The organism is Caballeronia sp. LZ062 (genome assembly GCF_031450785.1).
Classification (GTDB): domain Bacteria; phylum Pseudomonadota; class Gammaproteobacteria; order Burkholderiales; family Burkholderiaceae; genus Caballeronia.
The window spans coordinates 1,131,139-1,143,614 of sequence record NZ_JARTWB010000001.1 but is presented as its reverse complement, the minus strand read 5'-3'; the positions used below and the strand labels follow the sequence as shown (position 1 = coordinate 1,143,614).

General features: G+C 67.3%; 11 protein-coding genes. 10 read left to right on the top strand and 1 reads right to left on the bottom strand.

Annotated features, from left to right (window positions below; all coding sequences use genetic code 11):
- Window positions 1-278 precede the first annotated feature (278 nt).
- From P9239_RS05265 to P9239_RS05230, 8 genes are all read left to right on the top strand, one after another.
- A complete protein-coding gene (locus P9239_RS05265) occupies window positions 279-983 on the top strand; it encodes a 2Fe-2S iron-sulfur cluster-binding protein (protein WP_309749416.1) in 705 nt (234 codons plus the stop codon).
- A 9-nt stretch (window positions 984-992) separates the two neighbouring features.
- Complete coding sequence (locus tag P9239_RS05260; protein ID WP_309749415.1) at window positions 993-1,994, top strand: xanthine dehydrogenase family protein subunit M; 1,002 nt, start codon at window positions 993-995, stop codon at window positions 1,992-1,994.
- Complete coding sequence (locus tag P9239_RS05255) at window positions 1,991-4,210, top strand: xanthine dehydrogenase family protein molybdopterin-binding subunit (RefSeq protein WP_309749414.1); 2,220 nt, start codon at window positions 1,991-1,993, stop codon at window positions 4,208-4,210. The genes P9239_RS05260 and P9239_RS05255 overlap by 4 nt, the downstream gene beginning before the upstream one ends.
- Window positions 4,211-4,304: 94 nt before the next feature.
- On the top strand, window positions 4,305-4,892 hold the full coding sequence (locus P9239_RS05250) for a nucleotidyltransferase family protein (protein ID WP_309749413.1): 588 nt from the start codon (window positions 4,305-4,307) through the stop codon (window positions 4,890-4,892).
- Between the two features lie 177 nt (window positions 4,893-5,069).
- Window positions 5,070-5,564 carry a hypothetical protein gene (locus tag P9239_RS05245; RefSeq protein ID WP_309749412.1) on the top strand — a complete coding sequence of 165 codons (495 nt, stop codon included), beginning with the start codon at window positions 5,070-5,072 and terminating at the stop codon, window positions 5,562-5,564.
- A gap of 163 nt (window positions 5,565-5,727) precedes the next feature.
- A complete protein-coding gene (locus tag P9239_RS05240; protein ID WP_309749411.1) occupies window positions 5,728-6,327 on the top strand; it encodes a glycosyltransferase family 9 protein in 600 nt (199 codons plus the stop codon).
- Between the two features lie 19 nt (window positions 6,328-6,346).
- Complete coding sequence (locus P9239_RS05235) at window positions 6,347-6,508, top strand: hypothetical protein (protein ID WP_244816917.1); 162 nt, start codon at window positions 6,347-6,349, stop codon at window positions 6,506-6,508.
- Between the two features lie 148 nt (window positions 6,509-6,656).
- Window positions 6,657-8,198: a methyl-accepting chemotaxis protein gene (locus P9239_RS05230; protein ID WP_309749631.1), complete on the top strand. Its 1,542-nt coding sequence runs from the start codon at window positions 6,657-6,659 to the stop codon at window positions 8,196-8,198.
- A 17-nt stretch (window positions 8,199-8,215) separates the two neighbouring features.
- On the opposite strand, the gene P9239_RS05225 is transcribed toward P9239_RS05230, so the two are convergent.
- A complete protein-coding gene (locus P9239_RS05225; protein WP_309749410.1) occupies window positions 8,216-9,415 on the bottom strand; it encodes a M20 aminoacylase family protein in 1,200 nt (399 codons plus the stop codon).
- Between the two features lie 289 nt (window positions 9,416-9,704).
- On the opposite strand from P9239_RS05225, the gene gabT reads away from it, so the two are divergent.
- Window positions 9,705-11,000 carry a 4-aminobutyrate--2-oxoglutarate transaminase gene (gene gabT / locus P9239_RS05220; protein WP_404980138.1) on the top strand — a complete coding sequence of 432 codons (1,296 nt, stop codon included), beginning with the start codon at window positions 9,705-9,707 and terminating at the stop codon, window positions 10,998-11,000.
- Window positions 11,001-11,009: 9 nt separating this feature from the next.
- Entirely contained in the window at window positions 11,010-12,470 is a 1,461-nt protein-coding gene (locus P9239_RS05215) for an NAD-dependent succinate-semialdehyde dehydrogenase (protein ID WP_309749409.1), read from the top strand.
- Window positions 12,471-12,476 lie beyond the last annotated feature (6 nt).

The window sequence follows — 12,476 nt, the reverse complement described above, 5'->3', positions numbered from 1 at the left end:
TTACGCATGCAGGATTTACATGCTCCGTTTCGCAGGCTCGCTGTAGGACGCCCGCCCGGCGGCGCGTGGCACCCGACTTGCATGGACATGCGGTCGCGAATTGTCGAACGTTCGGTCGCCTTACAGCCGACGGCGTTCCGGCTCGCAGACACCTTACGCCGCGCGGACCCGGGCACTGGCGCTCATCGACCGAAAGTCGCGTCGGTCGCGAGCGAAAAGCCCACGGAGACCCGAGCCGGACGGCGCCCTTCCGAACGAGCGAGGAGCCTTCTTTCGCCATGTCCCCAGTCAATAGGCCTTCACAACACGTCGACGACGCGGCACAAAAGCCGTCGCGCCGGCGCTTTCTCCAATCGGCCGCAGCGGCGGCGGCCGTCAGCGCGACGCCGCTTGCGCACGCGCAGCAAGCAGGCGCGCAGCAAGCGGACGCGCAGGCATCGACGCCGATGCCGCCTTCCGCCGCGCCGGTGATGCCGGTCAAGCTCACCATCAACGGCCATCCTTACGAACTTCAGGTCGAAGCGCGCACGACGCTCCTCGATGCGTTGCGCGAATACGCGGGCCTCACCGGCACGAAAAAAGGCTGCGACCGCGGCCAGTGCGGCGCGTGCACGGTCATCGTCGGCGGCAGGCGCATCAACTCGTGTCTGACGCTCGCCGTCATGCACGAGGGCGAAAGCGTGACGACCGTCGAAGGTCTCGCGCCCGCCGCCGACAGCTTGAGCCCGCTGCAACAGGCGTTCATCGAGAAGGACGCGTTCCAGTGCGGCTACTGCACGCCGGGCCAGTTGTGCTCGGCGACGGCGCTCATCGACGAATACAGGAACGGCGACGCGAGCGCCGCCACCGCCGACGTGCGCTTTCGCCCGCCGCAACTCTCCGACGACGAAATCCGCGAGCGCATGAGCGGCAACATCTGCCGCTGCGGCGCGTATCCGAACATCGTCGCGGCGGTGAAAACCGTCGCTTCGACGCGCGGTTAAGGAGACGACATGGACGCGATCTCCTATCAGCGCGCCGCCGACATTGGCTCGGCGGTGCAGGCGGGCGGGCAGCCGGGCACGGTGTTCATCGGCGGCGGCACCAACCTGCTGGATCTCATGAAGAACGGCGTGGCGCGCCCCGCGCGGCTCGTCGATATCACGCATATCGACGGTCTCGGCGGCATCACGCCGTTGCCGGACGGCGGCCTGCGCATCGGCGCGCTCGTACGCAACAGCGACGCCGCCAATCACACATGGGTGCGCGAGCGGTATCCGCTGCTCTCGCAGGCGTTTCTCGCGGGCGCATCGGCGCAATTGCGCAACATGGCGACTGTCGGCGGCAATCTGATGCAGCGCACGCGCTGCTATTACTTCTACGACACGGGCTTCCCCCAGTGCAACAAGCGTACGCCGGGCACCGGGTGCGCCGCGCTCGACGGCAACACGCGCATTCACGCGATTCTCGGCGCGAGCAATCAGTGCATCGCGACGAATCCGTCGGACATGAGCGTCGCGCTCGCCGCGCTCGATGCCGTCGTGCGCGTGACCGGTCCGCACGGCGAGCGGACGATCCCGTTCGCGGAATTCCATCGGCTGCCGGGCGACCGGCCCGATCTCGATACGACGCTCGCACCGGGCGAGCTGATCACCGCCGTCGATCTGCCGCCGCCGCTCTTCGCCGGCCATTCGAAGTATCTGAAGATCCGCGACCGGGCGAGTTATGCATTCGCGCTCGTCTCGGTCGCCGCCGCGTTGCAGATGGACGGCAACACGGTCAGGACCGCGCGCATCGCGCTCGGCGGCGTCGCGCACAAGCCGTGGCGCGCGAATGCGACGGAGGCGGCGCTCGTCGGCAAGACGCTCGATGCCGCGACGCTGCAAAGCGCCGCCGCGCTCGCGGTGCAGGGCGCGCAGCCGCGCCGCGACAACGCATTCAAGGTGACGCTCGCGCAGCGGGCGATCGTACGCGCCGTCCAACAGGCAGCAAACATGGCAGGAGGTGTCGCATGAGTGTCGTCGGTCAACCGATGGATCGCACGGACGGCGTGCTGAAGGTCACGGGCCAGGCGCGTTATTGCGGCGACAACAGCGAGGCCAAGCTCGCGCACGCGGTGCTCATCACGAGCACGGTGGCGAAAGGCCGCATTGCGTCGATCGATGCGAGCCGCGCCCAGTCGATGCCCGGCGTGCTCTTCGTGATGACGCATGGCAACGCGATGCGCCTGCCGCACAGCGGCGTGCCCGACGCGCAGCCGCCAGCGATTCGCGGCCTGTCGCTTCTGCAGAACAACGAGGTGCGCTACAGCAACGAGCCGGTGGCGGTTGTCGTCGCGGATACGCTGGAGCACGCGCAAGGCGCGGCGCGATTTGTCGATATCCGCTATGAGGCCGCCACGCCGAACGCGGATTTCGATCGCGCGCGGCCCAGCGCGTATCAGCCGCAAAAGATGATGGGCCGCGCGATCACGACCCAGCGCGGTGACGTGGACGCCGGCCTGCGCCAGGGCCCGACGCGCCTGAACGCGGTCTATACGACGCCCAACGAGCATCACAATCCGATGGAGCCGCACGCGACGCTGGCACGCTGGGACGGCCCGAAACTCACGCTCTACGACACGACGCAGGGTGTTTCCGGCGCGCGGAGTTCGGTCGCGAAGTTCTTCGGCATTCCGGAGGACGACGTGCGCGTGATCTGCCCTTTCGTCGGCGGCGGCTTCGGCTGCAAGGGCTCGGTGTGGTCGCACGTCGTGCTGGCGGCAATGGCCGCGAAGCAGACGGGGCGGCCCGTCAAGCTCGTGCTCGACCGCACGCAGATGTTCGGCATGGTCGGCAACCGGCCGTTCACCGAGCAGCGCATCGCGGTGAGCGCGCGCGAGGACGGCACGATGACCGGCATGCGCCACGACGTGATCTCCACCACGTCGACGTTCGAGGACTGGACCGAAAGCTCGGCCATCGTCACGCGCATGTCGTACGCGGTGCCGAATCTGGCGACATCGCACAAGCTCGTGAAGCTCGATGTCGGCACGCCGACCTTCATGCGCGCGCCGGGCGAGACGAGCGGCTCCTTCGCGCTCGAAACCGCGATGGATGAAATGGCGTATCAGCTCGCGATGGACCCGCTCGCGTTTCGCATCAAAAATTACGCGAACATGGAGCCGCAGGAGAAAAAGCCGTGGTCGAGCAAGGCGCTGATGGAGTGCTATCAGGAAGGCGCCGAGAAGTTCGGCTGGTCGAAGCGCCGCGCCGCGCCGCGGTCGATGCGGGAAGGCAACACGCTCATCGGCTGGGGCATGGCGACGGCGACATATCCGGCCAATCGCAGCGAGTCGTCGGCGATTGCGCGCATTCTGCCCGACGGCACCGCGATGGTCGCCGCCGGCACGCAGGACCTCGGCACCGGCACGTACACCGTGATGACGCAAGTGGCGGCGGACGCGCTCGGCTTTCCGCCCGACTACGTCAATTTCGCGCTCGGCGATTCGTCGCTGCCGAAAGCGCCCGGCTCGGGCGGCTCGCAGTCGGTCGCGAGCGTGTCGCCGGCGGTGCAGGCGGCGTCGAGACAGGCGCGCGATCAACTCATCGCTATGGCGATTGCCGACCGCGGCTCGCCCGTCGCAGGATTGGCGCGCGAGGACGTGACCGTGGCCAACGGCTGGGTTGTGAGCCGCTCGAATCCGGACAAGCGCGATCCGGCGGCGGCTGTGATCGCGCGCAACGGCGGCAAGCCGATCGAAGCGGTCGCGACCACGAAACCCGGCGACGAGAAGAAGGAGTACGCGTTCCACTCGTTCGGCGCGGTGTTTGCGGAAGTGCATGTCGATGCGGACCTCGGCACGATTCGCGTGCCGCGCATCGTCGGCGTGTACGACGTCGGCAACCTGCTCAACGAAAAGACCGCGCATAGCCAGCTGATGGGCGGCATTGTGTGGGGCGTCGGCTCGGCGCTGATGGAACGCAGCGATCTGGACCCGCGCTATGGCCGCTACACCAACGCCAATCTCGCCGAGTACCACGTGCCGGTGAACGCGGACATCGGGCAGATCGACATTGCCTTCATCGGCAAGCCGGATCCGCTCATCAATCCGCTTGGCGTGCGCGGAATCGGCGAGATCGGCATCACGGGCGTGGCCGGCGCGCTCGGCAGTGCCGTGTATCACGCGACGGGCGTGCGCGTGCGGGATCTGCCGATCACGCTCGACAAGGTGATGCCGCGCACCGCCTGAACGTTCGATGCGGGGCGGGCGCGGCTTCTGTTCGCGCTTGCCCCGCTTCTCGACGCGCTGCACAATCGACGTTCCTCTCCCCACGAGCCGCGCGATGACCTATTCGTCGAATGCGACCGGCATCCTGCTGGCTGCGGGTCTCGGCACCCGCTTCGATCCTTCCGGTCTGCACAACAAGCTGCTCGCAACATTGCCCGGCGGCACGCCGGTCGTGTTCCAGTCCGCGCGGCGGCTGCTTTCGGTCGTACCCGAAGTGATCGCGGTCGTGCGGCCCGGCGCGGAAAAACTCGCGGACGTGCTGAACGAAGCCGGCTGCGACGTGATCTTCAGCGCGGACGCCGCGCGCGGCATGGGCGCGACGCTGGCGGCCGCCGTGCGCGCGACCTCCGAGGCCGAAGGATGGATCGTCGCGCTCGGCGACATGCCGTGGATCGAGCCCGCGACCATCGAAGCCGTCGCGCGCCGGGTCGATGCGGGCGCGCCGCTCGTCGCGCCGTCGTATCGCGGCCAGCGCGGGCATCCGGCGGGATTCGGCATGGCGCATCGCGCGACGCTCGCCGCGCTCGACGGCGACGCCGGGGCGCGCGCGATTTTCTCGACAGCGGCGCCGCTTCTGGTGGAAGTCGACGATCCGAACGTGCTGCGCGACGTCGATCAGCCGGGCGATTTGCAGCAAGGCTGACGGGAACGGCCCGCAACGGCTTCCGGCGATTTCTGCTTCCTTGAACGCGGCCCCGTCTCACTGGCAATTGCAACAAGCGGAAACAGAGCGCAACAAGACGAAAGCATCGTCAACGGTCCTGTAAGGCGCGCGTTATACGGGTGTCGCGCCGCTCTGGCGCTTTTCCAAGACGCTTCCATGGCCGCTCTCCCGCTCGACGCCCTTCAGCACCAACTCTCCGTGGCCGCGCTCGTGCCGAAGTCGGCGCGGCAGTTGTCGACCGAACGCGAGCGCATCGTCGCCCGCGCCGGCTGGCTGCTCAATGCGACCTTCGCGCTGGCGCTCGTCGGCGCGGCGCTCGTCGCGTGGCTGCCGTTTTCGCCGCTGCTGCGCGAAATTCGCTTCGGCGTGCAGGAAGTGCTGGCCGTCGCGACCTTCGCGTCGTGCCTGTTCCTGCTGCACGAGCGCGCAGAACTCATGCTCGGCCTCTACGATTACGAGCCGGTCGAGCAGACGACGCAAGGCGAATTGCGCGCGCTTTTGCATCGCGTGCCGGAAGGCGCGTCGTATCAGCAGGCGCTGGCCGCCGACAATCGCACTTTCGTGACCGGCGAAATCGACGGCATCCGGCGCCGCGCCGACGCCTTCACGCCGAAGACACTGCCCGCCGACGACGGCCATTCCGAGACGTAAGCGCCTCCGCGCTTCGGCTGCATGCCGCAAACCGCCGCTTCCGCTGACGCGAAGCGGCGGTTTTACGTTGGGTCTGTGCTACGACGTACGGTCATCTGGGCATGGGACGTGCTGCACGACTCCAGCATCCGCCCACGCGGCCACGCCAATTGCAGGAGTCAGAATGCGAGCCCATCCCTTTTCCCAGCTGACGGACGTGCTCTCACCGGATCTCGCGCTCATTCCCGACACACCCAGCGCCGCGCCGCGCGCGCCGTCCGGCGACATGTCGGACGCGCAATACGACGAACTCGTCGCGTTTCATGGCATCGAACGCGAGCGGCTCGTGCTGATTCATCCGGGTAGCCACCACTCCACGCCCGCGTGGGCCGCCGAGCAATACGCCCATGTCGCCGACGAACTCGCGGCCGATGGCTGGCAAATCGCCATCGTCGGCGACGCGCCCGATCCCGAGCGTACCGCCGGCGTGCTCGGCGCCATGCAGACGGCGGCGCTCTTTCTGGCGGGCGCGGTCGGGCCGCGCACGCTGCCGCGTCTGATCGCCGATGCGCAACTGCTTCTCTCCGACGATGCCGCCGCGCCCTCGCCGGTGGCCGTCGCTCGCGCGCTGGGCACGCCGCATATCGTGCTGGCGGAGCAGCCGGACGGCGTCGGCAGCGACGCGATCACGCGCCGCGCCCGCGCCGAGTTGTCCGATGTCGAAAACGCGCATCCAGGCCGTCCGTTCACGTTGCATATGCCCGCCGTACACGATGCTCTGTGACATTTATTCGGGGACCACAATGAAATTCGACCTGCAGACCACGCCCGTTCCGGACCCGATCGCAGATCCGAACCGCGACCCGGAAGCCGATCCGCTCACGCCGCCTTCGCCGGGGCATCGTCCGGATGAGCCGCAGCATCCCGACGCACCGCCCGACAAAGACCCGATCCGGCGCTTCTGAGGCGCCGCCCGAACCTCTTTTTACGGGTATCCCCGCCCTTCAACCGCCGCGTCGCCTGCCGTAAAGCAGGCAAGCGGCGGCGCGCGCCGTCGCTTCGTGGAAGACACGTGAATCCAACGAAGACATCGCGGGCGCATCTATGAACAAAATGACGTTGAACAAGAAGCTCGGCTCGCTGATCGCCGTGCTGTGGATCGGGCTTGTCGCCATCGGCGTGATCGGCGCGTGGCAAAACCGCGCGTCGATGATCGACGACCGCAAGGAGCAGCTGAAGTCGCTCGTCGGCGAGGCGCACGCAATCGTGTCGCACTACGCCGCGCTCGCCGCCAACAAGACCATGACCGACGACGAAGCGAAGAAGCAGGCGCTGGCCGTGGTCGGCGCGATCCGTTACGGCACGGACGGTTACCTGTCGATCAACGACTCGCACCCGACCATGGTCATGCATCCGATCAAGCCCGCGATGATCGGCCAGGACATGTCGGGCTACACCGATCCGGCCGGCACGCGGCTTTTCGTGGACATCGTCAAGGCGGGCGACCAGCCGGGCGGCGGCTTTGTCAGTTATCTCTGGTCGAAGCCGGGCAGCGACAAGCCGGTGGCGAAACTCTCATATTCGCAACGGTTTGCGCCGTGGGACTGGTACATCGTGACCGGCATGTACATGGACGACGTGCAAAGCGCGTTCTACGCGAGCGCGTTGCGCTGGCTCCTCGTCACGGCGCTGCTGGGCGCGGCGGCGACCGCAGCGATGCTCGTCGTCGTGCGCAGCATCAAGCGTAATCTCGGCGGCGAGCTGGAATGGGCGGTGGGCGCTGCGCACCGCATGGCGCAGGGCGATCTGACGACCGCCGTGAGCGTGCATCCGGACGACACGACGAGTCTGCTCCACGCGCTTTCGACGATGCAGCGCGGACTCGTCGAGACCGTTTCGCGCGTGCGCAACGGCACGGAAAACATCAACGTGGGCGCATCTGAAATCGCGGCGGGCAACACCGACCTCTCGCAGCGCACCGAGGAACAGGCGGCCGCGCTCGTGCAGACGGCGTCGAGCATGGACGAAATGACCGCCAACGTGAAGAACAACGCGCAAAGCGCAGCGCAGGCCGCGCGGCTCGCGGAACAGGCGGCGGACGTCGCGACGCGCGGCAGCGGCGTAGTCAGCGAAGTCATCGACACGATGACGCGCATCACCGCGAGTTCGCAGCAGATCGGCGACATCATCGGCGTGATCGACGGCATCGCGTTTCAGACGAACATTCTCGCGCTGAACGCCGCAGTCGAAGCGGCGCGCGCCGGCGAGCAGGGGCGCGGCTTCGCGGTCGTGGCGGCGGAAGTGCGCAGCCTCGCGCAACGTTCCGCAACGGCCGCCAAGGAAATCAAGGCGCTGATCGAGACGTCGACGCAGACGGTGCAGCAAGGCGCGTCGCTCGTCTCGAACGCGGGCGCGACGATGAGCGAGATCGTGCAGTCGGTGCGGCGCGTGAACGAGATTCTCGACGAAATCAGCGACGCCTCGCGCGAGCAGAGCGCGGGCATCGAACAGGTGAATCGCGCGGTCGTCGAGATGGATCAGGTGACGCAGCAAAACGCCGCGCTCGTCGAAGAAGCCGCCGCCGCCGCGCATTCGCTGAAGGATCAGGTGGACGTGCTGCGCGAGGCGATCGGCAGTTTCAAGCTGCCCGCGTAGTTTGCAAGCAGCCGGGATCAGTCCTCCAAGAACCGCTCCACGAGGCGCGCCCAGTACGCCGCGCCGACCGGCAGGTTCTTGTCGTTGAAGTCGTAATGCGGGTTGTGGACCATGCAGCCGTCCTCGCCCGCACCGTTGCCGATGCGCAGGAACGTGCCCGGCCGCTCCTGCAGCATGAACGCGAAGTCCTCGCTGCCCATCAGCAGGTCCGCGTGCGCCACGACGTTCTCTTCGCCGACCAGTTCGCGCGCCACTTGGGTCGCGAATTCGGTCTGCGCGTCCGAATTGACGACGACCGGATAGCCTTCCAGATACTTCACCGTCGCCTTCGCGCCGTAGCTCGCCGCCTGCGACTCCACCAGTTCCTGAATGCGGCGCTTCAAAAGCTCGCGCACCTGCGGGCTGAACGAGCGCACGGACAGTTCGAGCGTCGCGCGGTTCGGAATGACGTTGTTGACCGTTCCCGCGTGCATGGAGCCGACCGTCACGACAGCGGGCTGCGCCGGATCGACATTGCGCGCGACGATCGTCTGAAGCGCCATCACGATGCTCGCCGCGACGACCACCGGATCGACCGACAGATGCGGCCGCGCCGCGTGACCGCCGACGCCTTCGATCACGATCGACACCTGATCGCCGGCTGCCATGAACGGCCCCTTGCGGAACAGGAACGTGCCCGGCTGCGCGCCCGGATGGTTGTGCACGCCGAACACGGCATCGCAATGAAAGCGGTCGAAGAGACCTTCTTCGATCATCTTCTGCGCGCCGCTCGGCACGCCGTGCTCTTCCGCCGGCTGAAAGTACAGATGCACCGTGCCGTTGAAGCGCCGCGTGCGCGCGAGATGGCGGGCCGCGCCGAGCAGCATGGTCGTGTGGCCGTCGTGGCCGCACGCGTGCATCTTGCCGGGCGTTTCGCTCGCGTAGGACTTGCCGGACTGTTCGAGGATCGGCAGCGCATCCATGTCCGCGCGCAGGCCGATGCTCTTCGTCCCGTCGCCCGCCTTCAGCGTGCCGACGACGCCCGTGCCGCCCACGCCGCGCGTCACCTGCCAGCCCCATTCCTCGAGCTTCCCGGCGACGAGCGCGGCGGTGCGTGTCTCTTCGTACGACAACTCCGGATGACGGTGGATGTCGTGGCGAATCTCGCGCAGCGAGAGCGCGTCGTCGGCGAGATCGGCGATTTCGGTGTAGCGGTGGTCGGACGAAACGGTCGTCATGAAAGAAGCCCTTGCTGAGATGAGTCTGGCGGCGCGCCTGAACTGCGTAACTGGAAAAGGCGCACATCTTCCTCCAGTCGCGCGCCGCTTGCCAGTTCCGCGCAACGCGCTGTGCGTTTTTCGCACGACCGCCGCTCACGCGGCGCGCGAATGGCTCCCCCGGACTTTATGAAATGGACCTGAACCGAAGGGCCAAATCTCACTATAGTCGGCTCTGTCCTCGCGGCGCCGCCCGCGACGACTCCCCGACAGAATCGCCGCGCCGACGCGCACATAAGGAGATCCCGCTGTGAACGCCTCTTCCAACAACGCCGACCTGCAAGCCCGCAAGAACGCCGCGACGCCGCGCGGCGTCGGGGTGATGTGCGACTTCTACGCCGCACGCGCCGAGAACGCGGAGTTGTGGGACGTGGAGGGCCGGCGCTTCATCGACTTCGCGGCGGGCATCGCGGTGTGCAACACGGGGCATCGTCACCCCAAAATCGTCGCCGCCATTCGCGCGCAACTCGACTGCTTCACGCATACCGCGTATCAGGTCGTGCCCTACGAATCGTACGTGTCGCTCGCCGAGAAGATCAGCGCGCGCGCGCCGGGCCAGCACGCGAAGAAGACCGCATTTTTCACGACGGGCGCGGAAGCGGTCGAGAACGCCGTCAAGATCGCGCGCGCCGCGACCGGCCGGCCGGGCGTGATCGCGTTCACGGGCGGCTTTCACGGCCGCACGATGATGGGCATGGCGCTCACCGGCAAGGTCGCGCCGTACAAGATCGGCTTCGGACCGTTTCCGTCGGATGTCTATCACGCGCCGTTCCCGAACCCGCTGCACGGCGTGTCGGTCGATGACTCGCTCGCCGCCATCGGACATCTGTTCAAGGCGGATATCGAAGCGAGCCGCGTCGCGGCCATCGTTTTCGAGCCGGTGCAAGGCGAAGGCGGCTTCAATCCCGCGCCCGTGGAATTCGTGCGCGGCCTGCGCGAAATCTGCGACGCGCACGGCATTCTGCTGATCGCCGACGAAGTGCAGACGGGCTTCGCACGCACCGGCAAGCTCTTCGCGATGGAGCACTACGGCGTCGTGCCCGATCTCATGACCATCGCGAAGAGTCTCGCGGGCGGCATGCCGCTGTCGGGCGTCGTGGGCCGCGCCGACGTGATGGACGCCGCTGCGCCCGGCGGGCTCGGCGGCACTTACGCGGGCAATCCGCTGGCGGTCGCGGCGGCGCACGCGGTGCTCGACGTGATCGACGAGGAACGGCTGTGCGAACGCGCCGTCGCGCTCGGCGATACGCTGAAGGCGAAGCTCGATGCGTTGAAGCGCGACGTCCCGCAGATCGCGGACGTGCGCGGTCCCGGCGGCATGGTGGCGGTCGAGTTCTGCAAGCCCGGCACGCACAAAGCGGACGCGGACTACGCGAAGCGCGTGCAGGCGCGCGCGCTCGAACGCGGCCTGTTGCTGCTCGTGTGCGGCGTGTACGGCAACGTCGTGCGCTTCCTCTTCCCGCTGACTATCCAGCAGCAGGTTTTCGACGAAGCCCTGAGCATTCTCGAAGACGTGCTGACGGAAAGCGTCGTCGCGACGGCTTAAGGACGCGCCATGACCCTCCGAGATCAACTGAAAGACCCGACGCTGCTGCGTCACGACGCCTATATCAATGGCGAATGGCAAGCCGCCGACGACGGCGCGACCTTCGAAGTACGCGATCCGTCCAATGGCGACTTGCTCGGGCACGTGCCGCAGATGGGCGCGGGCGAAACGCGCCGCGCAATCGAGGCGGCGAACGCCGCGTGGCCCGCGTGGCGCGCCAAAACCGCGAAGGAACGCGCCGCCATCATGCGGCGCTGGTTCGACTCGATGATGGCCAACGCCGACGACCTCGCGCTCATTCTCACGACAGAGCAAGGCAAGCCGCTCGCCGAAGCGCGCGGCGAGATCGCGTATGCGGCGTCGTTCATCGAATGGTTCGCGGAAGAAGGCAAGCGCGTGGCCGGCGATACGCTCGCCACGCCCGCCGCCGACAAGCGCATCGTCGTGACGAAGGAGCCGATCGGCGTGTGCGCCGCCATCACGCCGTGGAATTTTCCCGCCGCGATGATCACGCGCAAGGTGGGACCGGCGCTCGCGGCGGGCTGTCCGATCGTCGTGAAACCGGCCGAGGCGACGCCCTTCTCGGCGCTCGCGCTCGCGGTGCTGGCCGAGCGCGCGGGCGTGCCGAAGGGCGTGCTGAGTATCGTCACCGGCGACCCGAAAGCCATCGGCGGCGAAATGACGGGCAATCCCATCGTGCGCAAGCTGTCGTTCACGGGATCGACGGCGGTCGGGCGTCTGCTGATGGCGCAGAGCGCGCCGACCGTGAAGAAAGTGACGCTCGAACTGGGCGGGAACGCGCCGTTCATCGTGTTCGACGACGCCGACCTCGACGCCGCCGTCCAAGGCGCGATTGCGTCGAAGTATCGGAATAGCGGGCAGACGTGCGTCTGCACGAACCGCTTCTACGTGCACGAACGCGTCTACGACGCCTTCGCCCGCAAGATGGCCGATGCGGTCGGCGCGCTGAAAGTCGGGCGCGGCACGGAAAGCGGCGTGGCGCTGGGGCCGCTCATCAACGAAGCGGCGGTGAAGAAGGTGGAGTCGCATATCGACGACGCGCTGACCAAAGGCGCGAGCGTGGCGGCAGGCGGCAAGCGTCACGCGCTCGGTCACGGCTTCTTCGAACCGACGGTGCTCACGGGCGTCACGCCGGACATGAGAATCGCGAAGGAAGAAACCTTCGGGCCGCTCGCGCCGCTCTTTAGCTTTTCGTCCGACGAAGAAGTGATCCGCCTCGCCAACGACACCGAGTTCGGACTGGCCGCGTACTTCTACAGCCGCGACATCGGCCGCGTCTGGCGCGTGGCCGAGGCGCTGGAATACGGCATGGTGGGCATCAATACCGGGCTGATCTCGAACGAAGTCGCGCCGTTCGGCGGCGTCAAGCAGTCGGGACTCGGCCGCGAAGGGTCGCATTACGGCATCGACGATTATCTTGTTATCAAGTACCTGTGCATGGCGGTGTGAGCGCGG

Excerpts from the sequence above, each read along its gene's own strand:
- P9239_RS05250 (WP_309749413.1), top strand. The coding sequence starts at position 4,305 with ATGACCTATTCGTCGAATGCGACCGGCATCCTGCTGGCTGCGGGTCTC.
- P9239_RS05240 (WP_309749411.1), top strand. The coding sequence starts at position 5,728 with ATGCGAGCCCATCCCTTTTCCCAGCTGACGGACGTGCTCTCACCGGAT.
- P9239_RS05260 (WP_309749415.1), top strand. The coding sequence starts at position 993 with ATGGACGCGATCTCCTATCAGCGCGCCGCCGACATTGGCTCGGCGGTG.
- P9239_RS05255 (WP_309749414.1), top strand. The coding sequence starts at position 1,991 with ATGAGTGTCGTCGGTCAACCGATGGATCGCACGGACGGCGTGCTGAAG.
- P9239_RS05265 (WP_309749416.1), top strand. The coding sequence starts at position 279 with ATGTCCCCAGTCAATAGGCCTTCACAACACGTCGACGACGCGGCACAA.
- P9239_RS05230 (WP_309749631.1), top strand. The coding sequence starts at position 6,657 with ATGACGTTGAACAAGAAGCTCGGCTCGCTGATCGCCGTGCTGTGGATC.
- P9239_RS05225 (WP_309749410.1), bottom strand. The coding sequence starts at position 9,415 with ATGACGACCGTTTCGTCCGACCACCGCTACACCGAAATCGCCGATCTC.
- P9239_RS05215 (WP_309749409.1), top strand. The coding sequence starts at position 11,010 with ATGACCCTCCGAGATCAACTGAAAGACCCGACGCTGCTGCGTCACGAC.
- P9239_RS05245 (WP_309749412.1), top strand. The coding sequence starts at position 5,070 with ATGGCCGCTCTCCCGCTCGACGCCCTTCAGCACCAACTCTCCGTGGCC.
- P9239_RS05235 (WP_244816917.1), top strand. The coding sequence starts at position 6,347 with ATGAAATTCGACCTGCAGACCACGCCCGTTCCGGACCCGATCGCAGAT.